The 26,397-nt window shown below is 75.6% G+C and carries 21 protein-coding genes and 1 tRNA gene; 10 read left to right on the top strand and 12 right to left on the bottom strand.

What is annotated here, in order from left to right:
* Positions 1 to 34: 34 nt before the first annotated feature.
* Together MF406_RS03235 and groL are read right to left on the bottom strand one after the other, a co-directional pair.
* On the bottom strand, positions 35 to 1,033 hold the full coding sequence (locus MF406_RS03235; protein ID WP_242896573.1) for a glutamate ABC transporter substrate-binding protein: 999 nt from the start codon (positions 1,031 to 1,033) through the stop codon (positions 35 to 37).
* A 355-nt stretch (positions 1,034 to 1,388) separates the two neighbouring features.
* A complete protein-coding gene (gene groL / locus MF406_RS03230; RefSeq protein ID WP_242896572.1) occupies positions 1,389 to 3,020 on the bottom strand; it encodes a chaperonin GroEL in 1,632 nt (543 codons plus the stop codon).
* A 265-nt stretch (positions 3,021 to 3,285) separates the two neighbouring features.
* On the opposite strand from groL, the gene MF406_RS03225 reads away from it, so the two are divergent.
* Positions 3,286 to 4,770 (top strand): glycoside hydrolase family 15 protein, encoded by a 1,485-nt coding sequence (locus MF406_RS03225; RefSeq protein ID WP_242896571.1) that lies wholly within the window; start codon positions 3,286 to 3,288, stop codon positions 4,768 to 4,770.
* A 162-nt stretch (positions 4,771 to 4,932) separates the two neighbouring features.
* Complete coding sequence (locus MF406_RS03220) at positions 4,933 to 5,754, top strand: SGNH/GDSL hydrolase family protein (RefSeq protein WP_242896570.1); 822 nt, start codon at positions 4,933 to 4,935, stop codon at positions 5,752 to 5,754.
* Positions 5,755 to 5,959: 205 nt separating this feature from the next.
* Here the strand turns inward: MF406_RS03220 and MF406_RS03215 are convergent, their stop codons facing one another.
* On the bottom strand, positions 5,960 to 6,895 hold the full coding sequence (locus MF406_RS03215; protein ID WP_242896569.1) for a hypothetical protein: 936 nt from the start codon (positions 6,893 to 6,895) through the stop codon (positions 5,960 to 5,962).
* Between MF406_RS03215 and MF406_RS03210 the strand changes: the two genes are divergently transcribed.
* On the top strand, positions 6,890 to 7,237 hold the full coding sequence (locus MF406_RS03210) for a hypothetical protein (RefSeq protein WP_242896568.1): 348 nt from the start codon (positions 6,890 to 6,892) through the stop codon (positions 7,235 to 7,237). The two genes, MF406_RS03215 and MF406_RS03210, sit on opposite strands and share 6 nt — an antisense overlap.
* A 79-nt stretch (positions 7,238 to 7,316) precedes the next feature.
* Complete coding sequence (locus MF406_RS03205) at positions 7,317 to 9,590, top strand: LPXTG cell wall anchor domain-containing protein (protein WP_242896567.1); 2,274 nt, start codon at positions 7,317 to 7,319, stop codon at positions 9,588 to 9,590.
* Positions 9,591 to 9,876: 286 nt separating this feature from the next.
* On the opposite strand, the gene MF406_RS03200 is transcribed toward MF406_RS03205, so the two are convergent.
* The 5 genes from MF406_RS03200 to MF406_RS03180 form a co-directional block, all read right to left on the bottom strand.
* Positions 9,877 to 10,167, bottom strand: coding sequence for a hypothetical protein (locus MF406_RS03200; RefSeq protein ID WP_242896566.1), 291 nt, complete (start codon positions 10,165 to 10,167; stop codon positions 9,877 to 9,879).
* Between the two features lie 38 nt (positions 10,168 to 10,205).
* Positions 10,206 to 10,391, bottom strand: a complete 186-nt coding sequence (locus MF406_RS03195; protein WP_256463931.1) for a transcriptional regulator — start codon at positions 10,389 to 10,391, stop codon at positions 10,206 to 10,208.
* Between the two features lie 170 nt (positions 10,392 to 10,561).
* Positions 10,562 to 12,043 (bottom strand): NAD(P)/FAD-dependent oxidoreductase, encoded by a 1,482-nt coding sequence (locus tag MF406_RS03190; RefSeq protein ID WP_242896564.1) that lies wholly within the window; start codon positions 12,041 to 12,043, stop codon positions 10,562 to 10,564.
* Positions 12,044 to 12,046: 3 nt separating this feature from the next.
* Positions 12,047 to 12,667: a LytR C-terminal domain-containing protein gene (locus MF406_RS03185; protein ID WP_242896563.1), complete on the bottom strand. Its 621-nt coding sequence runs from the start codon at positions 12,665 to 12,667 to the stop codon at positions 12,047 to 12,049.
* A 165-nt stretch (positions 12,668 to 12,832) separates the two neighbouring features.
* Complete coding sequence (locus tag MF406_RS03180; protein ID WP_242896562.1) at positions 12,833 to 13,123, bottom strand: DUF3263 domain-containing protein; 291 nt, start codon at positions 13,121 to 13,123, stop codon at positions 12,833 to 12,835.
* 290 nt (positions 13,124 to 13,413) lie between these two features.
* On the opposite strand from MF406_RS03180, the gene MF406_RS03175 reads away from it, so the two are divergent.
* Both MF406_RS03175 and MF406_RS03170 read left to right on the top strand, forming a co-directional pair.
* Positions 13,414 to 14,091, top strand: coding sequence for a uracil-DNA glycosylase (locus MF406_RS03175; RefSeq protein ID WP_242896561.1), 678 nt, complete (start codon positions 13,414 to 13,416; stop codon positions 14,089 to 14,091).
* 232 nt (positions 14,092 to 14,323) lie between these two features.
* A complete protein-coding gene (locus tag MF406_RS03170) occupies positions 14,324 to 14,569 on the top strand; it encodes a hypothetical protein (protein WP_242896560.1) in 246 nt (81 codons plus the stop codon).
* 57 nt (positions 14,570 to 14,626) lie between these two features.
* On the opposite strand, the gene MF406_RS03165 is transcribed toward MF406_RS03170, so the two are convergent.
* The 4 genes from MF406_RS03165 to MF406_RS03150 all read right to left on the bottom strand — a co-directional run bounded on the left by MF406_RS03165 (position 14,627) and on the right by MF406_RS03150 (position 18,758).
* A tRNA-Thr gene (locus MF406_RS03165) sits at positions 14,627 to 14,699 on the bottom strand.
* A 370-nt stretch (positions 14,700 to 15,069) separates the two neighbouring features.
* Positions 15,070 to 15,846, bottom strand: a complete 777-nt coding sequence (locus MF406_RS03160) for a thioredoxin domain-containing protein (RefSeq protein ID WP_242896559.1) — start codon at positions 15,844 to 15,846, stop codon at positions 15,070 to 15,072.
* 92 nt (positions 15,847 to 15,938) lie between these two features.
* Entirely contained in the window at positions 15,939 to 16,421 is a 483-nt protein-coding gene (locus tag MF406_RS03155) for a hypothetical protein (protein ID WP_242896558.1), read from the bottom strand.
* A 93-nt stretch (positions 16,422 to 16,514) separates the two neighbouring features.
* Entirely contained in the window at positions 16,515 to 18,758 is a 2,244-nt protein-coding gene (locus MF406_RS03150) for a serine/threonine-protein kinase (RefSeq protein WP_242896557.1), read from the bottom strand.
* A gap of 257 nt (positions 18,759 to 19,015) precedes the next feature.
* Between MF406_RS03150 and MF406_RS03145 the strand changes: the two genes are divergently transcribed.
* The 4 genes from MF406_RS03145 (at position 19,016) to MF406_RS03125 (ending at position 26,207) form a co-directional block, all read left to right on the top strand.
* Positions 19,016 to 20,446: a trehalose-6-phosphate synthase gene (locus tag MF406_RS03145; protein ID WP_242896556.1), complete on the top strand. Its 1,431-nt coding sequence runs from the start codon at positions 19,016 to 19,018 to the stop codon at positions 20,444 to 20,446.
* Positions 20,446 to 21,438, top strand: a complete 993-nt coding sequence (otsB, locus tag MF406_RS03140; protein WP_242896555.1) for a trehalose-phosphatase — start codon at positions 20,446 to 20,448, stop codon at positions 21,436 to 21,438. The genes MF406_RS03145 and otsB overlap by 1 nt, the downstream gene beginning before the upstream one ends.
* A 573-nt stretch (positions 21,439 to 22,011) precedes the next feature.
* Positions 22,012 to 24,828, top strand: coding sequence for an HNH endonuclease signature motif containing protein (locus MF406_RS18660; RefSeq protein ID WP_256463929.1), 2,817 nt, complete (start codon positions 22,012 to 22,014; stop codon positions 24,826 to 24,828).
* 254 nt (positions 24,829 to 25,082) lie between these two features.
* Positions 25,083 to 26,207 (top strand): ABC transporter ATP-binding protein, encoded by a 1,125-nt coding sequence (locus tag MF406_RS03125; protein ID WP_242896554.1) that lies wholly within the window; start codon positions 25,083 to 25,085, stop codon positions 26,205 to 26,207.
* Positions 26,208 to 26,397: the final 190 nt, after the last annotated feature.

Here is a 26,397-nt window from a genome sequence, read left to right as displayed (position 1 = left end):
CTACGCCTCCCCGCCTGCCGCGCCGCGCCCTCGGTCAGGAGCCCTCGACCGAGCCGATCTCCGGCGGCTCGGGCACGTCCTCCACGCCGGTGCGGTCGCCGATGGTGACCTGCCACAGCTCGGTCCAGGTGTCGTCCTCGACGATCTGCTGGAGCCAGTCGTTGACGAACTCCTTGGCGCCGGAGTCCGGCGGCAGGCCGATGCCGTAGCTGTCGCCCGGCCCGAACGGCTCGCCGACCACCTTGACGTCGTCGTTGGCGACGACGGCGTTGAGCAGCAGCGCCTGGTCGATCACGTAGGCGTCGGCGCGGCCCTGCTGGACCGCGGAGAGCGCCTGGGCGTGGTCGGGCAGGGCGAGGATCTCCGCGCCGGGGGCGAACTCCTCCAGCGCGGTGACCCCGGTGGAGGCGGCCTGGGTGGAGACGGTCGCGCCGTCCAGGTCGTCCACGCCCTGGATGTCCTCGTTGTCCGCGGCGACCAGGATGCCGGTCTGGGAGGTGTAGTACGGGCCCGCGAAGTCCACCCGCTCGGCCCGCTCCGGGGTGATGGAGTAGGTGGCGATGACGGTGTCGACGGAGCCGTTGACGAGCAGGTCCTCGCGGGTGTCGACGGTGACCTGGCTGAGCTCGACGTTGGGCTCGCCGAGGATGTACTTGGCGAGCATGTCGGCCAGGCCGGCGTCGAAGCCCCGCGCGGTGCCGGTGGTCGGGTCGAGCAGGGAGAACAGCTCGGAGGTCTCGGTCCCGCCGCGGTGCAGCACGCCCGCCTCGCGGACCTGCGCCGCCCACGCGTTGCCCTCGACGGCGGCGTCCTCGGCCACCGGCGCGGCGTCGATGAGCGCCTCGTAGGCCTCGACGTCCAGCTCGCTGGACCCGGCCGGCGCGTCGGTACCCCCGCCGTCGCCGCCGCCGTTGCCCCCCTGCTCCTCCGCCTCGGGGCTGCAGGCGGCGAGGGCCAGGGCGGCACCGAGCGCGGCCAGGGCCGCGAACGGGCGTGCGCCGTGGCGGCGGGCGGTCGTCGGTCGTGCGGTCATCGTGTCCCCCTCGGTCCGGCGGGTACCCGCTGCGCGGTGGTCGCGTGGTGCGCCACTGTACGGGAGGGCGCCGGCAGGGCGCGCCGCGGCCGCCGCAGCGGTCTCGGATCGCGGGAACGGACGGCGGTCATCGGCGCGCCGCACCGGTAGGGATTTCCGGACGTCCCACCCCGCCGGTCGCCGTCGGCCGGCCACGGCGCCGCCCGCCGTCGGCCACCGATCAGCCGTCGCCCGGCGGAGCAACCCGCACCGGTCGCCGTCGGCCGCCCCGGACATGCCGAAGGGCGGCACCCCGTGCGGGGTGCCGCCCTCCTGGTTGCTGGTCCGGCCGCGCGGGCCGGTCAGCGCGGCCGGGTCAGAAGCCCATGCCGCCCATGTCGTCGCCGCCGCCGGCCGGGGCGGCCGCGGGGGCCTTCTCCGGCTTGTCGGCCACAACGGCCTCGGTGGTGAGGAACAGCCCGGCGATCGACGCCGCGTTCTGCAGCGCGGACCGGGTGACCTTCACCGGGTCGTTCACGCCCGCGGCGAGCAGGTCCTCGTACTCGCCCGTGGCGGCGTTGAGGCCGTTGTTGAGCGGGAGGTTGCGGACCTTCTCCACCACGACGCCACCCTCGAGGCCGGCGTTGACGGCGATCTGCTTGAGCGGGGCCTCCACGGCCACCCGGACGATGCCGGCGCCGGTCGCCTCGTCCCCGTCGAGGGACAGGCCGGCGAAGGCGTCCTTGGCGGCCTGGATGAGGGCCACGCCACCACCGGCGACGATGCCCTCCTCGACGGCGGCCTTGGCGTTGCGCACCGCGTCCTCGATGCGGTGCTTGCGCTCCTTGAGCTCGACCTCGGTGGCGGCACCGGCCTTGATGACGGCCACGCCGCCGGCCAGCTTCGCCAGGCGCTCCTGCAGCTTCTCACGGTCGTAGTCGCTGTCGGAGTTCTCGATCTCGGCGCGGATCTGGGCCACCCGGCCCTCGATCTGCTCCGCGTCGCCGGCGCCCTCGACGATGGTGGTCTCGTCCTTGGTCATGACGATCTTGCGGGCACGGCCGAGGAGGTCGAGGTCGGCGTTCTCCAGCTTCAGGCCGACGGTCTCGGAGATGACCTGGCCACCGGTGAGGATGGCCATGTCCTGCAGCATCGCCTTGCGGCGGTCCCCGAAGCCGGGGGCCTTGACGGCGGCGGACTTGAAGGTGCCGCGGATCTTGTTCACGACGAGGGTCGCCAGGGCCTCGCCCTCGACGTCCTCGGCGACGATCGCCAGCGGCTTGCCGGACTGGATGACCTTCTCCAGCAGCGGCAGCAGGTCCTTGACGTTGGAGATCTTGGACTCCACGAGCAGCACGTAGGCGTCCTCCAGGACGGCCTCCTGCCGCTCGGCGTCGGTGACGAAGTACGGGGAGAGGTAGCCCTTGTCGAAGCGCATACCCTCGGTGAGCTCGAGCTCGAGCCCGAAGGTGTTGGACTCCTCGACCGTGACGACGCCCTCCTTGCCGACCTTGTCCAGGGCCTCGGCGATGAGCTCGCCGATGGCCGGGTCGGCCGCGGAGATCGCTGCGGTGGCGGCGATCTGGTCCTTGGTCTCGATCTCCACCGCCTGGGCGAAGAGCTTCTCGGTGACCGCCTCGACGGCCTTCTCGATGCCCCGCTTCAGGGCGATCGGGTTGGCGCCGGCGGCGACGTTGCGCAGCCCCTCGCGGACGAGGGCCTGGGCGAGCACGGTGGCGGTGGTGGTGCCGTCACCGGCGACGTCGTCGGTCTTCTTGGCGACCTCCTTGACCAGCTCGGCGCCGATCTTCTCGTACGGGTCGTCGAGCTCGATCTCCTTGGCGATGGACACGCCGTCGTTGGTGATCGTGGGGGCGCCCCACTTCTTCTCCAGCACGACGTTGCGGCCCTTGGGGCCGAGGGTGACCTTCACGGTGTCGGCGAGGCTGTTCAGGCCCCGCTCCATGCCGCGACGGGCCTCCTCGTCGAAGGCGATGGTCTTGGCCATGCGCTCATTCCTCCTGGTGGCGGTTGGGACGCAGCTGACAGGTGCCCGCGACGGACGACCAGGCCCGCCGCGGTCACGTCCCGCGTCGGCCCGGGCCTCACCGGCCAGCCGGTTGCTTTGTCACTCTCCGGTGGAGAGTGCTAACGAAAGTCTGGCACTCGATGCACGCGAGTGCAAGGCGCCGTGGACGCGAGCGCGAGGCGCCGCGGGTGGATCCGCTGAGGGCCCACCCACCGCTGCCAGGGGCGGCACGTACCCTGCGGGGATGACCACGGACGCTCCCCCGCGCCCGCCGGGGCCGGCACGCGCGCAGGCGTCGTCGGCCGGTCCCGGGACCGGTCGGCGCGCCCGCCGGCGGTCCCGGCGGTGGCTCGCCGTCGGGCTCGCCGTCGTCCTGTACCTGGCGACGGCGGCCTGGTCCGTCTACCTCAAGGCCACCGAGTCCACCACCGAGTTCATCGACCTCTACCTCGACGGCGTGCACCTGCAGGCCGACGGCACGGTCGCCGACGTGCCGGCCCGGCAGCCGGTCGAGTACCTGCCCGGCTCCCGGGTGCTGGCCGCCGACGGCGACGACCCGGCCGCCGTCGCCCGCGCCGAGGAGCAGCGGGACTGGCTGGCCGCGGGCACCGTCCCCGGCGCCGGCGGGCCCTACGAGGACCTCGTCACCGGGGCCCTGCTCGACATCCGCACCCTGACCGGGGCCACCTTCGACGACGGCGGGACGGCGCAGCGGGCCGCCCCCGGCGCCGTGGTGGCCGGCTGGACCGACCGGTGGCGCTACGTGTGGCCGCGGGACGCCTCCTTCGTCGCCGCGGCCCTGGCCCGGACCGGCCACGCGGCCGACGCGGTGGACGTGCTCGCCTTCGTCGGCCGGGCGCAGAGCGAGGCGGGCGGCTTCCAGGCGCGCTACCTGCCCGACGCCTCCGGCGTCCCGGACGGGCGCGGCGTCCAGCTCGACGGCACCGGGTGGGTGCTGTGGTCGGCCGGCACGGTGCTGGCCGAGGTGCCGGCGGACCAGCGCCCGGCGGTGCTCGCCGAGCTCCGCCCGCTGGTGGACCGCGCCACCGACCAGGTCCTCGCCCTCACCGCCGACGCGCCGCACCTGCCGCCGCCGTCGGCGGACTACTGGGAGGTCCGCGAGGACGAGCTCACCCTGGGCACCGTCGCCCCGATGCTCGCCGGGCTGGAGCACGCCGCCCGGATCTACGACGACGCCGGGCTGCCCGACCGGGCCCGCGACGCCGCCGCCCGGGCCGAGCAGGTCCGGGCCGCCGTCGTGGAGACCTTCGGGGCCGACGGGTACACCCGCTACGCCGGCGACGGCGGGCCGATGACGGCGCTGCTCGGCGCGGACGGCCGGGACGCGGCCACCGCCATGCTGCTGCCGCCGTTCACTGATGGCCTGCCCGGGGCGGAGGAGGCGTGGCTGGCGTCGGCGGCGGAGATGGCCCGGCCGGCGGGCGGGCTCGCGCCGGGTGCGGGCTGGAAGCGGGACGGGGTCTCCTGGACGCCGGAGACGACCCTGTACGCCCTCACCGCCGCGTCGACCGGCCACCACGACCAGGCCCGCGCCTGGCTGGACTGGGTGGCTGCGCACCGCACGGCCTCCGGCGCGATCCCGGAGAAGGTGCTCGCCGGCGGCGCCCCGGCCGCCGTCGCCCCGCTGACCTGGTCCAGCGCGAACGTGGTCCTCGCCGTCGCCGCGCTGGAGGACGCCGGCGCCCCGGGGAACGCCGGCGGGCGGTGAGCGCGGCCGCCCTGGCCGGCCGGCCGCCGTCGCGAGCCCACCGGACGCTATACAGGCTGTACTCCGCGGCGCGGCCGCCCTGGCCGGCCGGCCGCCGTCGCGAGCCCACCGGACGCTATACAGGCTGTACTCCGCGGCGCGGCCGGGGGCATCATCGCGCAGGTGACCGCCGAGCCCGTGCCCGCCTTCGGCCGCTACGTCGCCCTCGGCGACTCGATGACCGAGGGCCTGTGGGACGTGCCCGACCCGGCCGAGCCCGAGCGGGTCCGGGGGTGGGCCGACGTGCTCGCCCAGCGCCTCGCCGAGCGGCGCGCCGCGGGCGGGGCCGGCCCGGTGGAGTACGCGAACCTGGCCGTCCGCGGCCGCCTGCTCGCGGAGATCATCCGGGACCAGGTGCCCCGGGCGGTGGCCGCCCGACCGGACCTGGTCAGCCTGGTCGGCGGCGGCAACGACCTGCTGCGCCCGGGCGCCGACCCCGACGCCCTCGCCGGGCTGCTCGAGCGCGCAGTCGTCCGGCTCCGCGCGGCGGGCGCGGACGTCCTGCTCGCCACCGGCATGGACACCCGGAGCTCCCCGGTCCTCGCCGCCATGCGCCCGAAGGTGGCGGTGTACAACGCCCACATCTGGTCCATCGCCCGCCGGCACGGCGCCCGCGTCCTGGACGTGTGGGGGATGCGCTCGCTGCGGGACTGGCGGATGTGGGCCGAGGACCGCATCCACCTGAGCACCGCGGGCCACGAGCGGGTGGCCCAGGGCGCGCTCGTCGCGCTCGGGCTCGGTCCCGACGACCCCGCCTGGGACGACCCGCTCACGCCCCTGCCGCCGGTGGCCCGGGCGCGGCGGCTGCGGCAGGACCTCACCTGGGCGCGCCAGTACGCCTACCCGTGGGTCGGGCGGCGGCTGCGCCGGCGCTCCTCGGGGGACGCCCGGGTGCCGAAGCGGCCGGAGCCGACGGTGCTGAGGGTCCACGACGGCGCCCGGTAGGGGCGGCCCCGGCCGGGAAGGGCGGCGGCGGCGGGTAGGGCGGCGGCGCGGGGCGCCGGTGGGGGTCGGCGGCGCGGGGCGCCGGTGGGGGTCGGCGGCGCGGGGCGCCGGTGGGCGTCGGCCTGCACCAGCGGGCCGTGCGCCAGCCGCGGCGAAATTCCCCGGTCCTCTCCGGTGGCGCGATCTGGCAGGAGTGTTACCTTCGTCACCTTAAGGAGGGGACATGGCGCCCGAGCCTGAGCAGCACCGCGAGGATGGGACTTCCCACCTCGTCCGCTGGGTCAGGCGCGGCCTCATGGTCCTGGGTGGTGCCGGGACGGTCGTCTTCGTGTCCGTCGGCCTCGCGGCCTCCGCCGGAGCCGACGAGGCCGACGGCGATTCCCTCCTCGGCGGCGCCGTCGCCGGTGTCACCGCCACCGCTACCGACGTCCTCGCGCCCGTCACCGAGCAGGTCCTCGTCCCGGTGGTCGAGGAGGTTGCCGCTCCCACCGCTCCGGTGGTCGAGCAGGTCGTCACCCCCGTCGTCGACGAGGTCGTTACCCCGGTCGTTGACGAGGTCGTGGCCCCGGTCATCGACGAGGTTGTGGCCCCCGTCGTCGACGAGGTCGTCGCTCCCGTCGTCGAGCCGGTCGTCACCCCGGCGGTCGACGAAGTCGTCACCCCGGTCGTCACCCCCGTGGTCGACGAAGTCGTCACCCCGGTCGTCACCCCGGTCGTCGACGAGGTCGTGGCTCCCGTCGTCGACGGAGTCGTCGCCCCAGTCGTCGATCCGGTCATCGACGGGGTCGTGGAGCCCGTCGTCGCGCCGCTGGAGCCGGCGGTGGGCGAGGTGCTCGAGCCGGTCGTGGACGCCGTCGTGCCTCCCGGGCTCGAGGAAGCCGTCGCGCCGGTCGCCGGTGGCGCCGACGCCCCGGCCGGCGGCGGCGGGGCTGCCGCACCCGCAACCAGCGGCGGAGCCGTTCCGACCGTCGGCGATGCCCGCCCGGTCGTTCCCGCGGTCGAGACCGCCGCCGTCAGCCTGCCGGCGAGCGCGGCCGCACCGCCCGCCGTCGTCATTCCTCCCCCTGGTGAGACCGACGCCGCCCAGGGAGGGGATGACCGACCCGCCCTCGCGGCACCCTCGCCGGGCGCCGTCGTGCACATCGCCAAGATGCTGACCACGACGACCGCAGCGGCCGGACCTCCGTGCGCCCTGCCGACCACTGCCGACGTCGGTAGTGGCCCGGCGGGCGACCCCGGCGAGGCCCGGCCGGTCGCCGCAGGGGACACCCCTGCCCAGCCCCGCTTCGGGGACCCGTTCGGACCTGGTACGGCCGCGTCGTCGTCGTCCGCCATGGGCGGCAACGGGTCCGGCGGCGCGCTCAGCGCGGGCCTGCCCGAGCGTTTCGTCATTCCGCGCAACGACCTCGCCCTCGTCCCCCCGAGCGCGGGGCCGTCGGCGTTGCTCGACGTCCTTCTGAAGGTTGCTGTCTCTCCTGGATGACTGAGGCGAACCGGCGCACGCCGGTTCCCCGTCCTGCGCCTGCGTGGCGCGAAGTCATCACACCCGTCAGGAGAGAACCATGCACACCCATATCCGGCGTGCGCTGAGAACAGCGCTCGTCACCGGCGGCCTGATGGTCGCTGGAGCTGCAGCAGCTCAGGCTGCCGAAGACCCCGCCGTCGCCGGTCCCGACGACGTCGTGGAGTCCGTCCAGGGGCTGGTCGGGGACGTCGTCTCTGGCGTCACCGCTGTCGCCCCGGTCACCGCACCGGTGACCGTCGAGGGCGTGGCCGTCAGCGTCCTCGGCGACGCCACAACTGACCCTGCCCCTGAGCCGGCCCCCGCGCCGGCCCCCGCTCCGGCCCCTGAGCCGGCCACGGTGGAGGTCACGGAGGCGACCGCCGAGCCCGACCAGGGCGGCACCGTCGGAGACGTCGCATCCGACGTCACCGCCGTCGCCCCAGTCACCGCACCCGTGACGGTCGAAGGCGTGGCCGTCAGCGTCCTCGGCGACGCCACCACCGGAACCGCCCCGGAGCCGGCTCCTGCGCCGGCCCCCGCTCCGGCCTCCGAGCCGGCCACGGTCGAGGTCACGGAGGCGACCGCCGAGCCCGACCAGGGCGGCACCGTCGGAGACGTCGCATCCGACATCACCGCCGTCGCCCCAGTCACCGCACCCGTGACGGTCGAAGGCGTGGCTGTCAGCGTCCTCGGTGACGCCACCACGGCCCCTGCGCCCGCTCCGGCTCCTGAGCCGGCGGCGGTCGAGGTCACCGAGACCCCGGCCGCGCCCGACCAAGGCGGCACCGTCGGAGACGTCGCCTCCGACATCACCGCCGTCGCCCCGGTCACCGCACCGGTGAGCGTCGGTTGCGCGTCCGTCGCCGTGCTCGGTGACGCCAACGCCGAGTGCGCCTCGGCTCCGGCACCGGCACCAGACGTCACCCTCACCGAGACCAGCAGCGAGGAGCCCAGCGGTTCCTCGCTCGTGGGTGATGTACTCACGGACATCACCGCTGTCACCCCAGTCACCGCACCGGTGAACGTCGAAGGCGTGGCCGTCAGCGTCCTCGGCGACGCCACCACCGACACCGCACCCGCGCCAGCCGCTGAGCCGGCCGAGGCGGAGGCCAACGACACCACCGGAACCAACCAGGGCGGCACCACCGGGGACGTCGCCTCCGACATCACCGCCGTCGCCCCGGTCACCGCACCGGTGAACGTCGGTTGCGCGTCCGTCGCCGTGCTCGGTGACGCCAACGCCGAGTGCGCCTCGGCTCCGGCACCGGCACCGGCACCGGACGTCACCCACAACGAGACCAGCAGCGAGGAGCCCAGCGGTTCCTCGCTCGTGGGTGATGTACTCACGGACATCACCGCCGTCGTCCCGGTCACCGCACCGGTCACGGTCGAGGGCGTGGCCGTCAGCGTCCTCGGAGACGCCACCACCACGACCACGGCGCCCGGAACCGAGCCGGCCACCGTCGAGGTCAACCAGGACGGCCGCCCGGACAGCAGTGGCGGACTGGTTGGTGACATCCTGACCGACCTCACGGTCGTCGCCCCCATCACGGCACCCGTTCGGGTGGGTTGCATTCCGGTGGCCGTGCTCGGGTCCGCGGATGCGACCTGCGCCGGTGGGTCCGTGCCGGGACCGGACGTGCGGACGCCGGGTACCGGGTCCGGCGACGACGGTCAGGGGGGCGGGCTGATCGGCGACGTCCTCACTGACGTCGACTTGCGCCTGCCGGTGACAGTCCCTGTGTCGGTCGGCTGCCTGCCGGTTGCAGTTCTCGGCGACGCCGTCGCCAGGTGTGGGGCCGACGTTCCCGGGAACCCGACGGACCCGACCGACCCGACGGATCCCACGGACCCGACCGAGCCGACGGATCCCACGGACCCGACCGAGCCGACGGATCCCACGGACCCGACCGAGCCGACGGATCCCACGAACCCGACGGACCCGACCGACCCGACCGAGCCGACGGATCCCACGAACCCGACCGAGCCGACTGGGCCCACCGGGCCGACCGGGCCCACCGGGCCGAGCGACCCGACGAACCCCGCCGGGCCGGTTCACCCAGGCTCGTCCAGCTTCCCCGGCGCGGTCGTTGAGCCAACCTCGTTGGTCGGTTCGGCGGCGCCGTCGGCAACTGGTTCGCGGGCGGTCGTGGTGCCCGCCCACCAGGTCGTCCGGATCGCGGCGGGAGGCGCTGCTCTCGGCGCAGCCGAGACGAGTGCCGCAGCCATCGGCCGGCTGCCCCAGACGGGGGCGGAGACCGGTTCGCTGGCCGCACTTGCCGCGGGGCTGACCCTCGCGGGCCTGCTTCTCCGGCGTCGCCGGACCGCCTGACCCAACCGTGACACGTCGGTCCCCGCGGGGGGTGGGGACCGGCGTGCCGCCCATCCGCCGGGCGCAGACCAACCGCGCTCGGCCATCCCGGCAGCTCGCGCCACCGGCCGGCTGCCACAGACGGGGGGCGGGGGCCGGTGCGCTGGCCGCGGGGCGGACCCGGACCCTCTCGGGCCCGCTCTGCGCCGGATCGCCTGACCCCTAACCGTGACACGTCGGTCCCCGCGGGGGGTGGGGACCGGCGTGCCGCCTACCCGCCGAGTGAAGACCTACAGCGCTTCGGCCATCAGGGCAGGTCGAGCCACCGGCCGCCGACGCGCTGGGCGATCAGCGGCAGTCCGACCTCTGCCAGTCGGCGTGCCGCATCGTGCACCCGACGGGCCACCTCGTGTGCCTCGCCGTCGTCAGCGGCGGTGAAGCGGACGGTGAGGTGCGGCTGGCCGCTGCGGATCCCGACATCCTTGGCCTCGACCGTCGTGGTCTCGGCGGCGGCGTCCGCAGCGGCCGGCAGCAAGCGCTCAGGAGGGACGCCGGGGCGCAAGAGACCAACGGTGAGACGCACGCGGTAGGACGGCACCGCGCCATCCTCCCGTGCGCACGCTGGGGCATGTCCGCTCAGCCGGCGATCGCGCTGTCGGCGAGGTCGCGCAGCGCCTGCAGGTGGCCGCGGACCGCGCTACGGCCGAGGTCTGTGAGCGCGACCCACGTCTTGGGCCGTGGCACACCGCGCTCCTTGGTCAGCACGACGTACTTCGCATCGACGAACGTCTTGAGCTGTCGGCTCAACGACGACTCGCTCATCCCCGAGCGCGTTTAGGAGGACCGAGAACGCGACCTCTTCGTTGGGCAGCAGGAACGCGCAGATCTGGATGCGCAGCTCGGGGTGCGCCAGCCCTTGGCGCCCTGCCGGCCGCCGCCGGCAGCCGACGTCCCGACCGACCGCGCTGCCTCGGGCTGCGGACCGCCAGACCTCACGCCCCCGGCGACAGGTCGGGCGCGGCGGCCACCCCGAACCGGTGGCGCAGCGCCCGGCGCGCCGCGTGCCACCCGCCCATGCCGTGCACGCCGGGCCCGGGCACCGTGGACTGCGAGCACAGGTACACGCCGGGCACCCCGCCGTCGTAGGGGTCCGCCGCCCGCGGGCCCAGCACGAGCCGGGGGAAGGTGACGGCACCGCCGGCGATGTCCCCGCCCACGTAGCTGGGGTTGTGCTCGGCCATCCGCGCGGCGGGCACGCAGCGGGACGCCACGACGACGTCGCGGAAGCCCGGCGCGAACCGCTCGATCTGCGCGGTCACCGTCTCGGTCACGTCGCGCGGGGACCCGGCGGGCACGTGCGCGTAGGTCCACAGCGGCCGCCGCCCGGCGACCTCCCGGGAGGGGACGGTCACGGCCGGGTCGGAGAGCAGCACCACCGGCCGCTCGGCGTGCTGGCCGCGGCCCACCACCTGCTCGGCGGCCGTCATCTCGGCGCGGGTCCCGCCGACGTGCACCGTGCCGGCGGCCCCGACGGCGGGGTCGGCCCACGGCACGGGGCCGGACAGGACGTAGTCGACCTTGGCGGCCGCGTTGCCGTGGCGGAACCTGGTGAAGGCCCGCCGCACGGCCGGCCGCATCCGCTCCCCCCAGATCCGGGCGAGCGCCCCGGGGGTGGTGTCGAAGAGGTAGGCGCGGGCCCGCGGCAGCTGGCGCCAGGTGGTCACCTCCTGCCCCAGCCGCAGCTCCCCGCCGTGCGCGCGCAGGTCCGCGAGCAGGGCGTCGCTGATGGCCTGGCTCCCGCCCACCGGGACGGGCCAGCCCGGGGCGTGCGCGAGGGCCCCGAGCAGCAGGGCGGTGCCGGCGGCCGCGAGCGAGGGCAGCGGGGCGATGGTGTGCGCGGCGACGCCGGTGAGCAGGGCGGGCGCGGCGTCGTCGACGAAGCGGGCGTACCCGGCGCGGGTGCCCTGCTCCAGCAGCCCGGCGCCGAAGGTCAGCGCGGCGCGCAGCCCCGCCGCGCTCAGCACCTCGGCGGGGACGGAGCGGTGGTCGCCCAGCCCGAGCGCGACGGTGGCCGCCGGGGCGGCGACGAGCGGCCCGAGCAGCGCCCGAAAGGCGCGCCCGTCCGGGCCCAGCCGCTCGGCCGTTGCGTCCAGGCCGCGCAGCGCCACCGCGGCCGGCCGGCCGGCCAGCGGCTGGACGTAGGACACCTCGGGCACCACCAGCCGGACGCCCCGGGCGGCCAGGTCGAAGGCGGCGAAGAAGGGGCTGGCGAGGGCGAGGGGGTGGACCGCCGAGCAGAGGTCGTGCCGGACGCCGTCGGCCAGGCCGAGGTCCACGGTGCGGGACCCGCCGCCGGGGGTGGGCTGGGCCTCCAGGAGGAGGACGTCCAGCCCGGCGCGGGCGAGGGTGACCGCGGCGGCCAGGCCGTTCGGGCCGGCCCCGACGACGACGGCGTCGCGCACCTCGCGGGGCACGGCTCAGCCCGCGTAGTCCGCGCGCAGCACGATGGCGATGGCGCTGGTGGCGTCGGCGCTCTCGACCACCGTGTCGATGCCGAGCACGCTGGCCACCTCCTGCGCGGTTGGGGCCAGGTCGGCGTTGTTGTAGTAGAGGGTGGTCGTGGTGGGGGCGCCGCCGGCGTAGTCGTCGGCGATGCCGCCGGTGAAGCCGGCCGCGGCGAGCTGGCCGACCGCGTCGCCGGCCAGGCCGGTGACGCCGGAGCCGTTGAGCACCGCGATCGCGGTGTCGTAGGCCACGTCCGACGGCGTCTCCTCGGCGGGCGTGGTCTCCTCGCCTGTTGGGGACTCCCCGGGCTCCGGGGTCTCCTCCCCCGCCGGCGGCTCCTCGGTTGGGACCTCGGTCGCTGCGTCGTCGGTGGCCTGGGCGGTCGGTGATGCGCTGGTCCCGGGACTGCCGCCACCGCCCAGCAGCGAGACCGCACCCCAGGCCAGCAGCGGGGCGAGCACGACGACGGCGAGGACCGGCAGCAGCGTCCGCCGCAGCGGCCGTGGCGCCCGGTGCACACCTTGCGGCACCCGGTCCCGGCCGGCGACGTCGAACTCGTCCTCGGGGTAGTCCTGGGGCGGCTGGGTGGTCACGGTCTGCAGGTTATCCGCTCCGGCGCGCCGGGCGGGGGCGTCGTCGCCCCCGGTCAACGCTCAATCGGAGGCTGGAGGCGGCCGTCAGCCGTAAAGCGCTCGGCGGGCGGCCGGTTGCTGCCGTCGGCCGTCAAGTGCTCGACCGGCGGCCGGTTGCTGCCGTCGCTACCGGTCGCCGCTCAGCCGGCGGCTGGAGCGCTCACGCTGGCGGGCCGAGCGCATCCGGCGCAGGCGCTTGACGAGCATGGGGTCGGCGGCGAGCGCGGCCTCGGAGTCGAGCAGCTGGTTGAGCACCTGGTAGTAGCGGGTGGCACTCATGTCGAACAGCTCGCGGATCGCGGTCTCCTTGGCCCCCGCGTACTTCCACCACTGCCGCTCGAAGGCGAGGATCTCCCGCTCGGTGTCGGTCAGGGCGTGCGGGCCGGAGGCCGCGGCCTCGGCGTGCGCTGCTGCCATGGTGGTCCCCTCCGTGCGGTGCGTCCGCCCGCTGGCGGACCTGCCCATCGTAGGGGCGAAGCACACCGGTGTCATTCGGCGCGCGGGGGCGTCAGCAGGCAGCGCCGGGCGGCGATGGCGGTCACCCGAAGCGGCGCCGCCGGGTGCAACGGTGATTCCCCGCGGCCCGGTCTGTTGTGGAAGGCAACCCGCGGCGGCCCGCGCGCCGGCCGCCGTCGTCCGGCCGCGACGGCGACCCCCAGCAGCCCCCGCACCGGCCGCCGTCGCCCGGCACGGGTACCCTCCCCGGCGTGACCCCCGCACCGCTGGCCGACCTGCTCGACCCGGGCTGGGCGCGGGCGCTGGCCCCGGTCGAGCCACGGATCCATGCCCTGGGCGACTTCCTGCGGGAGGAGGTGGCGGCCGGGCACGGCTACCTGCCCGCCGGCAGCGACGTCCTGCGGGCCTTCTGCTACCCGCTGGAGGACGTCCGGGTGCTGATCGTCGGCCAGGACCCGTACCCGACGCCCGGCCACCCGATGGGGCTGTCGTTCTCCGTCCAGCCCGGCGTGCGGCCGCTGCCGCGCTCGCTGCAGAACATCTACCGCGAGCTGCGCGACGACGTCGGCGTGGCGGTCCCGGACAGCGGTGACCTGACGCCGTGGTGCCGGCAGGGCGTCATGCTGCTCAACCGGGTCCTCACGGTGCGGCCGGGGCAGCCCGCCTCGCACCGCGACAAGGGTTGGGAGGTCGTTACCGAGCACGCGATCCGGGCACTGGTGGCCCGGGACGCGCCCCTCGTGGCGATCCTGTGGGGTGCGCAGGCGGCCACGCTGCGCCCCCTGCTCGGCGCGACGCCGGTGATCATGTCGGCGCACCCGAGCCCGCTGTCGGCCAGCCGAGGGTTCTTCGGGTCCCGGCCCTTCTCGCGCGCCAACGCCCTGCTCGTCGAGCAGGGGGCGGCGCCGGTGGACTGGGCGTTGATGTGACGGGGTCACGTCTCTCGGCGTGACGGGGTGGGGCACGATCCTCGGCATGACGGGGTGATCCCGGTCCCCGGCGTGACGGGGTGGGCCAGGTCCTCGGCGCGACAGACTGGGTGGGTCCTTGGCGTGACGCGGCCGGCACGACCGGGCCGGGGTGCCGGGTCGCTCGCCGGTGGGCTTCCGCGGCATGATTCACCCCGACGGCGCGACCGGGCGCCACCGGGAGGAGCGTGCGATGGGGAACAAGCCACAGCGGCCGGAGCTGGTCAACGACGCCCTCGTCCACCGCGGCCTCGTCAGCCCGGACGCGACCCTGGACCCACCGGTCCGGGACCTGCGCGGCGGCGGGCGAGCCGCCGGCGCCCCGCGCACCGACGCCGAACGCTCCGGCCCGGACGCCGAGCTGGTCGGCGCCGGCCCGGACGACGAGGACGACTACGTCCACGGCGACTCGGGGCAGGACGACGGCACGTTCCGCTGAGCAGGGTGACGCCATCCCTTCGCCGGCTGCTCGGTCGGTCTTCTGGGAACGTGCGAGAGCCGCCTGTCGGAATCGAACCGACGACCGTCCGCTTACAAGGCGGGTGCTCTACCAGCTGAGCTAAGGCGGCAGCGGGGACGAGTCTGCCACGGTCGGCCGGCCCGGCGGCCGGGCCTGCTGACCCGGCCGCCGTCGGCACACCCGGCCAGGCTGCCGTCGATATCACCGGTCCGGCCGCCGTCGGCAACCGCCGCCCGGGCACCTGCTCAAATCAGCGACCTCAGCACGAACTAGCGGACTGGCGCCGCCGGACAGTACCGAGTTCGCCGGTCCGAGCCGAGTTCGCCAGTCACCGCTAGCGAACTCGGCGCAAAACCTCGAACTCGGCGCGGACTAGCGAACTCGCGGCCGGGCCGGAAGTAGCGAACTCGCGGCCGGGCCGGGGGCGAGGAGGCGGGCGTTGGCGTGGGTCCGCCCGGTCAGACGCCGCAGCCGCCGCGTCACTTCTCCCGCAGCGCCTCGGCCAGCGCGCCCGGCTCGGTCCACCCGTCGAACGCCTCGCCGTCGATCAGGACCGTGGGCGTGCCGGTGTAGCCGTCCCGGCCGAACTGGGTGGTGGTGGCCTCCACCCACTCGTCGAACGTCCCCGCCGGGATCTGGTCCGCGACGTCCTGCGGGACGCCGGCCTCGACGGCGGCCGTGACGATCTGCTCCTCGGTCGGCTCGGTCGTGGCGTCGGCGACCAGGGCGAACATCGCCTGCTGGAAGTCGAGGTAGGCCTCGGGTGCCTGGTCCGCGACGACGGCGGAGGCCTGGACGGCGCGGCCGGAGAACCCGGAGTAGTCCCCGGTGTTGTCCAGGATCGCGACCGGGTGGAACACGACGGTGGCGTCGCCGGAGCCGGCGACGTCGCGCAGGTCGGCGCTGTTGATCTCCTCGAAGTCGGCGCAGTGCGGGCAGGTGTAATCGAGGTAGACGTCGAGCACCGGGGCGCCCTCGTTGGTGGAGCCGGCGGCGAGGTCGGAGCCGAAGGAGACGCCGCCGTCCTCGACGGAGGTGTTCGCCGGGACGTTCTCGACCTGCTCGATCGCCGACCTGTTGCCCTGGCCGACGATGGCCCAGACGGCCACGGCGACGAGGACGATCAGGACGATGAGGCCGACGACGATGAGGAGGCGGTTGCGCTTCTCGCGGCGGGCCTGGGCCTCGCGCAGCTCGCGCGCACGCTCCCGGGCGGCGTCGCGGCGGTCGGCCTTGGTGGGGTGGGGGTTGGGCATGGGAGTCCTTCTGCTGCTGGTCGGGGCGGGCCGGGGGCGCAGGGCCGGGCCCAGGGGCGGCGGGGCGAGACGACGGCGACGGCGCCGCCGGGTCAGCCGGTGGCCGCCACCGGGGGCCCGCGCCGGTGGGGCTGGCGCAGCAGCGGACGCGTCCTAGGCAGCACCGCCCGGGGCGGCGCGAGGGTCGGCGCGGGCGTGGGCAGGTCCGTGACCGGCTCCGCCGGCGGCCTCGGCACGAGGCGCCGGGCCAGCACGGCCAGGGCCGCCCGGGCGGTGCCGGCGAGCCCGGCGACGCCGGTGGCCATGAGCAGGTGCAGCACCAGGGTCGGCACGGTGACCGCGACGACGACGGCGAGGGCCTGGTCCGGTCCGGCGCCGACGGCGAGGGTGCCGGGCGGGCAGACGCCGTCGGGACGGAGCAGGGCGAGCCGGACGGCGACGGTGGCCCAGGCGCCGTCGGCCGGGAGGCAGCGGTGGAGCGAGAGGAGGCCGCCCGCGGCGGCGAGGACGACGGGGACGCCGAGGAGGGCGGCCAGGGTCAGGCCCGGCCACCGGTGCCAGCCCGGCGTGCGCACCCCACCAGCGTACGTGGCACCTCCGGCAGGCGGCGCAGGGTTCGCCGGCCGCGACGCCCGGGGGCGGGCAGCGCCGCCTCGAGCCGCCCGTGCCTAGGCAGCGCCCGGCGGCGCGGGCAGCCCGGCGAGGAGTGCGGTGGGGTCGGGCAGCGGCGCCCACACCGGTGCCGGCGGGGCGGAGAGCACGCGCGCGGCGACCACGAGCGTGACCAGCAGGACCACGACCACCAGCAGCGCCCGGTAGCCCCGGCCCGGGGTGAGCACGTCGATCCATGCCCGGGCGCCCTCCCGGGCGGCGGCCGAGGTCGGCGTCAGCCAGGCGGCGGCGAGGCCCAGCAGCCCCGACGCCCACAGCACCAGGGGCTCGGTCAGTCGCGGGTCGGCCAGGCCGGCGCCCGCCCACCAGGCGACGGCTGCCACGCCGGCGCCGACCAGCGCGCCGGGCACCACGGTGAGGACGGCCCGCACCAGGTGCCACGGCAGGCCCAGCACCATCCGGGTGTCGTCTCCGCTGCGTGGTCCGCGGCGCAGCCGGCGGGCCCGCCGGGACCGGCCGGCCCAGCCGGTGGCGGCGGCCAGGACGAGGACCGCCGCGGCGACGAGCAGGAAGGTCCCGGGCCGGAGGGCCGCGAGCGCGCTCAGGCCCAGGCCCGCCACGGCGACGACGCCGGTGCGTCGCCGGGGCGGCACGGCCCAGGGCGGCACGGCCTCGGCGCCCGGGTAGGCGTACTGGTTGGGGTAGGTGCTGGGGTCGGGGTAGGTGGGCTGCCCCAGGGGTCTCTCGCCGCCCCACGCCTGGCCGCCGGTCCCGTCAGCCCACGGCGTGCGGGTCGGGTCCTGCCAGGTCGGGTCGGCGGACCGGCCGGCCGGGGCTCGGCCCTCGGCGTAGGCGTCGCCGCGCCACGACCGCGGCGGGATCGAGGGAGGCAGCACGACGGCGGTCACGGCCGGGTCCGGTTCGGTCACGGCAGGCATGACCCGGGTGTGGTCGAGGCCGTCGCTCGTGCCCGGAGTGGGCCGTGAGAACAGTCCGGCCGAGGTTGCACCCGTCGCCGCCGCCGGCCGGTCCGACGGAAGGATGCGGGTGCTGGGGCTGGTGCCGGCGGACGGCTCGAGCAGTTCGATGCCCGGCCCGGCACCGCCCGGCCCGACATCACCCGGCCCGACATCACCCGGCTCGGCGTCACCCGCCGTGCCCCTCACCGCCGGCTCGGTGCCGGCCGGCGACGCACCGAGGCGCGCCGTCGTACCGGGCGCCGGGAGCGCCTTAGTGCCGGTCCCGCCGTCGAGGGGGGCTGCTCCCCGACCGGCGGGGAGCACGGTCGTCCCTTCGCGGTGCACCTCGGTCGCGCCGGTCCCGACGGCACCGCCGGAGTACGGCAGCGCCGCCGTCGAACCGCCGGTCGGCACCGCCGCCGTCACCGAACCGCCGGCCCCGGGGAGTGCCGCCGTCGCCGCGCCGGCCGAGGCCGCCGTCGCCGCACCGGGGAGCACCGCCGTCGCCCCACCACCACGCCCGTCGAGCACCTGGGTGAGCTGCTCCTGGCTCCACCGCCCCTCCAGGACGGCCAGCACGCCGTCGGCGTTCAGCCGGCCGACGGGTGACGGGGCGAGCGCCGCCCGCAGCGCCTGCGCGGTCGGGCCCGGCAGCCCGTCGGTGTCCACCTGCCCGGTGGCCACCCGGCCGAGGACCGCCTGGGTCGGGCCGCGCCCGAACGGCGGTCGCCCGGTGGCGGCGAAGACGAGGACGGCGGCCCAGGACCACCAGTCCCCGGCGGGGCTCGGCTCGGCGCCGGCGAGCACCTCGGGGCCCAGGTAGCCCGGGGTGCCGGTGACCAGCCCGGTCTGGGTCAGCCGGGCGTCGTCGGCGACCTGGGCGATGCCGAAGTCGATGACCACCGGCCCGTTGCTGCTCATCATCACGTTGCCCGGCTTCAGGTCCCGGTGGACGACGCCGACCGCGTGGATGGCCCGCAGCGCGTCAGCGAGGTCCCGGCCGAGCGCGGCGAGCTCGTCGGGGCTGAACGGCCCGCCGTCGGCGACGTCCTCCTCCAGGGTGAGCCCGTCGATGAGCTCGGTGACGACGAAGGCCTCGTCGTCGTCGACCTCGGCGTCCAGCACCCGTGCGACGCCGGCCTCCCGGACCCGGTGCAGCAGGGACACCTCGCGGGCCAGGCGGCGCCGGGCCTGGGGGTCGGCGGCGATCTGCGGGTGGAGGAGCTTCAGCGCCACGCGGCGGCCGTCGAGGTCGACGGCCTCGTGCACGGTGCCCATGCCGCCGGCGCCGATGCGGCGCAGCAGCCGGTAGCCGCCCACCTGCCGCTCGGCGTCGTCCATGCAGACAACGTACCCAGGTGCCGCCGCACCACGAGGCCGCCGCGGACCAGGAATCCCCAGGCCGCCACCGGACCCGCGCCGCGGCCGACACCTGGCTGCCCGATCCTCATGCCGTCACCCGACGGCCCGCACCGCCGCCCACCACCTGACCGGACCGCTGACCGCAGTCCAGCGCCGCCGCCCCCGACTGACCGCGCACCGCGCACGCCCTGCCGTTACGGTGGCGGCAGACCGCGAACCAAGGAGCTGAGCGCCGCATGCCCGCCGGAGACCACGAGGTCGTCGTCGTCGCCAACCGCCTGCCCGTCGACATCACCGTGAACCCGGACGGGTCGCTGGACTGGGAGCGCTCCCCCGGCGGGCTGGTGAGCGCGCTCGCCCCGATCATGCAGAACGACGACGGCGCCTGGATCGGCTGGTCCGGCAAGCCCGACTTCGCCCACGAGCCCTTCGACGCCGAGGGCATGCGGCTGTGGCCGGTGCCGCTGAGCGAGCGGGAGGTCGCCGACTACTACGAGGGCTTCTCCAACGCCACCCTGTGGCCGCTGTACCACGACGTCATCGTCCCGCCGACGTACCACCGGGCCTGGTGGAACACCTACGTCTCGGTCAACCGCCGCTTCGCCGCCGCGGCGGCGGAGGCGGTCGCCCCGGGCGGGACCGTGTGGGTGCACGACTACCAGCTCCAGCTCGTCCCGGCCGTGCTCCGGCTGCTGCGCCCGGACGTGCGGATCGGGTTCTTCAACCACATCCCCTTCCCGCCGGTGGAGATCTTCGCCCAGCTGCCCTGGCGCCGGCAGGTCGTCGACGGCCTGCTGGGCGCGGACCTCGTCGGGTTCCAGCGGCCGGGCGACGCCGCCAACTTCCTGCGCGCCGTCCGCCGCCTGACCGACCTGCAGGTCCGCGGCCCCCAGGTGACGATGCCCGGCCGGTGGTCCCGGCCCGACCGCACCATCCGCGCCCAGGCGTTCCCCATCTCCATCGACTCCGCCCAGTTCGACGCCCTCGCCCGCACCCCGGCGGTGCTCGCCCGCGCCAAGGAGGTCCGCCGCGAGCTCGGCAGCCCGGACGTCCTTCTCCTCGGGGTGGACCGGCTGGACTACACCAAGGGCATCCGGCACCGGCTGAAGACCTTCGGCGAGCTCCTCGAGGACGGCCAGCTGCGGGTGCCGGAGGCCTGCATGGTCCAGGTGGCCAGCCCCTCCCGGGAGCGGGTGGAGCAGTACCGCCAGCTCCGTGAGGAGGTCGAGGTCACCGTGGGCCGCATCAACGGCGAGTTCGGCACCCTCGGCCGCGCCGCGGTCCACTACATGCACCACTCCTACCCGCCCGAGGAGATGGCCGCGCTGTACCGGGCGGCCGACGTCATGCTCGTCACCTCCCTGCGGGACGGGATGAACCTGGTCGCCAAGGAGTACGTGGCGGCCCGCTCGGACCTGGGCGGCGCCCTGGTGCTCAGCGAGTTCACCGGCGCGGCCGACGAGCTCGGCCAGGCGCTGCTCATCAACCCGCACGACATCGACGGCACCAAGGCCACCATCATGCGCGCCATCGGCATGGACGCCCGGGAGCGCCGGCGCCGGATGCGCGCGCTGCGCCGCCGGGTCCTCGAGCACGACGTCCAGCGCTGGGCCGACGACTTCCTCGGCTACCTCGCCATGTCCGTCCCGACCACCGTGGAGGCCTGATGACCCCGGCCGACGACGCCGCCCGCCCCGCGCACGACCCCGCCGCACCCGCCGCCCACGACCCCGCCGCCCTCGGCGCCGACGACGCCGCCCCCGTCGCCGACCCCGGCGTCCCGGGCCCCGGCGTGGACGCGCCGCTGTTCACCGCCCACCTGCAGGAGACCCTGGACGCCGCCCTGCGCGCCTTCGCCGCGGTCCCGGCGGTGCTCGTCGCCCTGGACTTCGACGGCGTGCTCGCCCCGATCGTCCTCGACCCCACCACCTCCCGGGTCACCCCCGCCTCCGCCCAGGCCCTCGCCGCGCTCGCCGAGGCGCCCGGCGTCAGCCTCGCCGTCGTCTCCGGCCGGGAGGCGGAGGAGCTCGTCGCGCTGGCCGAGGTGCCGGTGGGCACCCGCGTGGTGGGCAGCCACGGCGCGCAGCTCGGCACGGTCAGCACGGCCCCGACCGGGGGCCGCACCCTCGCCGCCGACCCCGTCCGCCTCACGCCCGCCCAGGCCGAGCTGCGCGCGCAGCTGCTGCGCGAGACCGAGGCCCTCGCCGCGCAGGTCCCGGGCGCCTGGGTCCAGGCCAAGCCGACCGCCGTCGTCCTGCACACCCGGCCCGCGGCCCCCGACGACGGCGCCCGGCTGACAGAGGCGGTCCTCGCCGGCCCGGCTGCCCGCCCCGAGGTACGCACCATCGTCGGCAAGGAGGTGGTGGAGATGGCCGTGCTGGACGTGACCAAGGGCGACGCGCTGGTCCAGCTCCGCGACGCCGCCCGCGCCGGCGCCGTCCTCTACGCGGGCGACGACACCACCGACGAGGACGCCTTCGCCGTCCTCGGGCCCGATGACGTGGGGGTGAAGGTCGGCGACGGCGACACCGCGGCCGGCTACCGGGTCACCGACCCGGACGAGGTGTCCCTCCTGCTCCTGCGCCTGGTGGAGCTGCGGGCGGAGGAGGGGCCGCGCGGCCGGGGAGGGAACCCGGCAGAGGACGCCGCGAGCCGCTGACGAGGCCGCGGGCGGCTGAGGAGACCGCGGAAGGCCCCCCCCGGGGGATCAGCCGACCGCGAACATGGATACGGGCTGTCCCCACGCGGGGAGATGAGCTGCCCGCCGGCGGGGAGATCACCTGTCCACCGACGAGGAGATCCGGCTGCCCGGAGCCGTCGCGACCTCGTCGGTGAAGCGGCAGCACATACCTGCTGGCATGCCAGGATTCGTCGGTCCGCGATGTCGCCTGCCATGAGCATGGGACCGCTCTGAGCGGTCTTCTGCCAGGTTCATGGGACCAGCGGGGTTGCCAGTCATGGGGCCACCCCGCGCGCCTTGCCGGTGGTCTGATCGATGGCTCGTTGGATCGCCACCGAACCGTGCCGGCACTGGCGGCCTTTTCCACAGGGTTGGTACGGCCAAGAGCCCGATGTCAGTCCGCTCACCTACTCTGGACACATGTTCGATGACGAGCTTGGCGAGCCGGCAGCCGGTGCTGCTGCCGGCCCCTCCGGCCGTCCTTCTGCCCGGCTCCCCAAGGGCGAGGACGGGCCGGGGCCCGATGTCGGTGGCCCGTCCCACAATGGACGCATGTTCGAAGGTGAGCGGGAGAAGCGGCCGGCGGCCGGCGCTGCTGCTGGTCGTCCCGGCGCCTCGGGGCCGTCTGCTGGTGGGTGGGGGTGGGACGGGCCGGGTCCGGAGGGGTGGTTGGTGTGGTCTCCGGCGGACGAGGCGGCCCAGGCCCAGGGGTTCTGCTGCGCGCAGGACGCGGAGTCGAACGATCCGTGCCGGCACATGCGCCACTTCGCGGCGGTGATGGCCGCCCGGGACCGGGTGGCCAGGGTGCGGGCGGCGGCCGCGGGGGAGCTGTGGGACGAGGACGCCCTCGACGGCCTCGACGAGGACCAGGCCGAGGACGACGCTGACGCCCGGGTGCGGGTGCGGGTGTGGCTGGTGGCCTACAGCGTGCTCGCCGACGCCGCGGTGGCGGCCGGGGTGGCCAGCACCTCGGAGATCACCGGCGACGTCGCGGTCGGCCCGGGTGAGGTGGAGGAGACCGCCGCCCGGCTGGCCTGGGCCGCGGAGGCGGCGACCCTCGCCCGCGGGCAGGAGATCACTCCTGACCTCCAGGAGTTCTTCCAGGTGGCGGCGGCGATGGCCCCCCGCGAGCCGCTGGCCGACGCCGACCGCACGGTCGTCCTGTCGGCGGAGCAGGTGGCGGCGGGGGTCGAGCTGTTCCTGGCGGTGGCCCGCGGCGAGACCGACGTCGTCATCCCCGACGACCCCGGCCCGGCGCCGGTGACCGAGGTGCCGTACTCCCGGTGGGAGGCGGCCGGGTCGGCCGGGGACGGCTGCCTGCTCACCACCATCGGGGTGGACACGGACTCCCTGGCCCGGTGCCCGGCAGGGCCCGAGCTCGCCGCCCTGCTGTCCGGGGTGAACCTTGCCGAGCTGGACGGGTTCGCCGCGGTGGAGGCCCTGGCCGCGATACGCCGGGTGGAGAGCTGGGCCGCCGCGAGGTCCGCCGAGCTCGCCGACGTGGTGGCCACCCGGTGCCGAGACATCTACGACGCCCGCACCGTGAAGGGCCCGGGCGGGACGGTGCTGGACGGCTCCGCCCAGGAGATCGCCATGCGCCTGGGCATCTCGGTGACGGAGGCGAACCGGCTGATCCGCACCGGGCGGGGCATGCGGGGGGCGTTCACCGACACCGCCCAGGCGCTGCGGTCCGGGGCGATCGACTACCGCAAGGCCGCCACCATCATCACCACCCTGGCCGAGCACGCCCTGCCCGTGGCGGTGCTGGCCGAGGCCGAGGTGCTGCCCGCCGCCCCCACCCGCACCCACGCCCAGCTCGTCAAGGACCTGGCCGCGGCCCTGGTCAAGGTCGACCCCGCCGCGGCCACCGAGCGCCACCACCGGGCCCGCGCCGGCCGGAAAGTGACGCATCCGGCGCCGTTGCCGGACGGGATGGCCTCGCTGTACGCGGTGCTGCCCGCCGAGGACGCCGTCCGGGTCGACCTCGCCCTGGAAGCCATGACCACCACCGCGAAGGCCCACGGCGACGACCGCACCCGCGACCAGCTCCGCGCCGACGCCCTCGCCGTCCTCGCCCACGGCGCCCTGATCACCGGCTGGGCCGGACCCCCACCCGGCACCCAACCCCCGCACCTCGACCACCCCGGCGGCGACGACTCCGCAGGCGAGAGCCCCGCAGGCGGCGATGCTGGCACCGGCGGCGACCACGACGCAGGCGAAGATGCGGCCGCCGCGACCAGCGGCGACGACGGCGCCGACACGGGCCCGCCCGACAGCCGTGACGTGAACAGCACGAGGGCCAAGGACGACAGCACGCCCACCGCGGACGCGCCGACCGATCCTGGTCCGCCGGGCACAACGCCTGATCCTGGTCCGCCTGGCTCACCGCCTGACCCTGCCCTGTCACGCCCTGACCCGCCTCCGGACACCGAGGATCCGGCAGCACTGCCGGGCTCGCCGCCCGATCATGCGCCCACGCGCGGACGGCAGTCTCCCGAGGGCCCCGGGACGGACGGGTGGGTGGAGTGCCCCGGCACCGGGGAGATCCCCGACCTGCACCTGCTGCTGTCCTGGCGCTCCGGCATGCCGCTGGGCGACCCCGGCACCAACCGCACCCAGATCCGCGTGACCATCCCCCTGTCCGTCGCCCTCCCCCCAGCCGACGAGACCCCCGCTACGAGCGGCACGAGCGGAGACGGCGCCACCGCCGGCGGGGACGGCAACGCCGCCAGCGGTGGCGGCGACCGGGTCGTCACGGCCGTGACCGGCACCGGCACCGGCACCGGCACCGGCACCGGTAGTGGTGTGCCCGCCGATGCGACTGTGGTTGGGCGGGATCTGGTTTTGGACCCCGAGCCGGGGGAGGTGGCCGAGCTGGCCGGGTACGGCCCGCTCAGCCCGGACGTCGCCCGCGCCCTGGCCGCCGGCGGCACCTGGCGCCGCCTGGTCACCGACCCCCTCTCCGGCACCGTCCTGGACGTCGGCCGCACCCGCTACCGGCCCCCCGCCGACCTCGCCGAGCACGTCCGCACCCGCGACCGCACCTGCGTCCGCCCCGGCTGCACCACCCCCGCCGAGCGCTGCCAGATCGACCACACGCGCCCGTTTTCGCAGGGCGGGAAGACCGCCGCCGCCAGCCTCGGCGCCCAGTGCACCACCGACCACGCCCTGAAGTCCGCCGGGACGTTCAAGACCACCCAGCCCACCCCCGGGGTGTTCGAGTGGCTCACCCCCACCGGCCACGCCTACCGCCGCAACCTCGACGGCACCACCACCCCCCTGAACACCTGGCGAGGACGCGGACGCCCGAGCCTCACCGGCACCGCCGGCAACCACGGCGACGACGGCTACGGCGACCCGCCCTTCTGAGATCGAACCGCCCCCTGCCAAGTGGATGGTCTTCCACGTAGTTGCCGATTCTGGCCGCGCCGGGGCGGGTTCAAGTGCCGCCCCGGCAGCTGCTGGTGGTGGCACCGGTCACGCCCCGCCCCATACCTGTGCCATCATGAGCTCGGCGCTTCTTCTCCGGGCGGAGCGGAACCGCTGTGTCAGAGCGGACACGACCTGGCACCTTTCACGACGGATCGTCCGGCACGTACCTGCCGGTGAAGGGATGTATCACCATGGCTTCTGTCACCTTCGACAACGCCACCCGCGTCTACCCGGGGTCCGAGCGCCCCGCTGTTGACTCCCTCGACCTCCAGATCGCCGACGGCGAGTTCCTCGTCCTCGTCGGCCCGTCCGGCTGCGGAAAGTCCACCTCGCTCCGGATGCTCGCCGGCCTGGAGGACGTCAACTCGGGCCGGATCTTCATCGGTGACCGCGACGTCACCGACGTCCAGCCCAAGGACCGGGACATCGCGATGGTGTTCCAGAACTACGCGCTCTACCCGCACATGTCGGTGGCCGACAACATGGGCTTCGCGCTGAAGATCGCCGGCACCCCGAAGGCCGAGATCGAGCAGCGGGTCAAGGAGGCCGCGAAGATCCTGGACCTGACTGAGTTCCTCCAGCGCAAGCCGAAGGCACTCTCCGGCGGCCAGCGCCAGCGGGTGGCCATGGGCCGCGCAATCGTGCGCCAGCCCCGGGTGTTCCTCATGGACGAGCCGCTGTCCAACCTCGACGCCAAGCTCCGGGTGCAGACCCGCACGCAGATCGCCTCCCTCCAGCGGCGCCTCGGCGTCACCACGGTCTACGTCACCCACGACCAGACCGAGGCGCTGACGATGGGCGACCGGATAGCGGTCCTCAAGGACGGCTTGCTCCAGCAGGTCGGTACCCCGCGGGACATGTACGACCACCCGGCCAACGTCTTCGTGGCCGGCTTCATCGGCTCCCCCGCGATGAACCTGGGCGAGTTCAACATCGACGCCGGCCAGGCCGTCCTCGGCGAGGCGCGGGTCCCGCTCACCCGGGCCACCCTGGACGCCCTGCCCGCGGCCGACAACGGCCGGATCGTCCTGGGCTTCCGGCCGGAGTCGCTGGACCGGACCAACAGCACCGACGGCGGCATCCCGGTCAAGGTCAACCTCGTCGAGGAGCTCGGCTCGGACGCGTACGTCTACGGCGAGCTCGCCGGCTCCCGGGAGCTCAAGGAGCGCCTGGGCTCGGGTGAGGACTCCGACCAGATCATCGTGCGCATCGACCCGCGCGACGTGCCGATGAAGGGCGACACCATCCACGTCCGCATCCGCCCCGGGGAGCAGCACGTCTTCGCCGCCAGCACCGGGGAGCGGCTGCCGCAGTAGCCGCTGCGCGCCGCCGGCCGGCTACCGCAAGGGGCCGACCGGCGGCCGCTCGCCCGCCGGTGAACCGCCGTCGGACCGCCTGCCGGGGACCCGCCGTCGGACCGCCTGCCGGGGACCCGCCGTCGGACCGCCCGCCGGGGACCCGCCGTCGGACCGCCCGCGGGGCAAGAGCCGCCGTCGGACCGCCTGC

Source organism: Georgenia sp. TF02-10 (assembly GCF_022759505.1).
Classification (GTDB): Bacteria; Actinomycetota; Actinomycetes; order Actinomycetales; family Actinomycetaceae; genus TF02-10.
The sequence above is the reverse complement of the archived record's forward strand: the minus strand, read 5'-3'. Positions and strand labels throughout refer to the sequence as shown.

Coding starts and splice junctions, on each gene's coding strand:
- MF406_RS03235 (WP_242896573.1), bottom strand. CDS start 1,033: ATGACCGCACGACCGACGACCGCCCGCCGCCACGGCGCACGCCCGTTC.
- groL (WP_242896572.1), bottom strand. CDS start 3,020: ATGGCCAAGACCATCGCCTTCGACGAGGAGGCCCGTCGCGGCATGGAG.
- MF406_RS03225 (WP_242896571.1), top strand. CDS start 3,286: ATGACCACGGACGCTCCCCCGCGCCCGCCGGGGCCGGCACGCGCGCAG.
- MF406_RS03205 (WP_242896567.1), top strand. CDS start 7,317: ATGCACACCCATATCCGGCGTGCGCTGAGAACAGCGCTCGTCACCGGC.
- MF406_RS03195 (WP_256463931.1), bottom strand. CDS start 10,391: ATGAGCGAGTCGTCGTTGAGCCGACAGCTCAAGACGTTCGTCGATGCG.
- MF406_RS03180 (WP_242896562.1), bottom strand. CDS start 13,123: ATGGCAGCAGCGCACGCCGAGGCCGCGGCCTCCGGCCCGCACGCCCTG.
- MF406_RS03170 (WP_242896560.1), top strand. CDS start 14,324: ATGGGGAACAAGCCACAGCGGCCGGAGCTGGTCAACGACGCCCTCGTC.
- MF406_RS03160 (WP_242896559.1), bottom strand. CDS start 15,846: ATGCCCAACCCCCACCCCACCAAGGCCGACCGCCGCGACGCCGCCCGG.
- MF406_RS03150 (WP_242896557.1), bottom strand. CDS start 18,758: ATGGACGACGCCGAGCGGCAGGTGGGCGGCTACCGGCTGCTGCGCCGC.
- MF406_RS03145 (WP_242896556.1), top strand. CDS start 19,016: ATGCCCGCCGGAGACCACGAGGTCGTCGTCGTCGCCAACCGCCTGCCC.
- otsB (WP_242896555.1), top strand. CDS start 20,446: ATGACCCCGGCCGACGACGCCGCCCGCCCCGCGCACGACCCCGCCGCA.
- MF406_RS18660 (WP_256463929.1), top strand. CDS start 22,012: ATGTTCGAAGGTGAGCGGGAGAAGCGGCCGGCGGCCGGCGCTGCTGCT.
- MF406_RS03125 (WP_242896554.1), top strand. CDS start 25,083: ATGGCTTCTGTCACCTTCGACAACGCCACCCGCGTCTACCCGGGGTCC.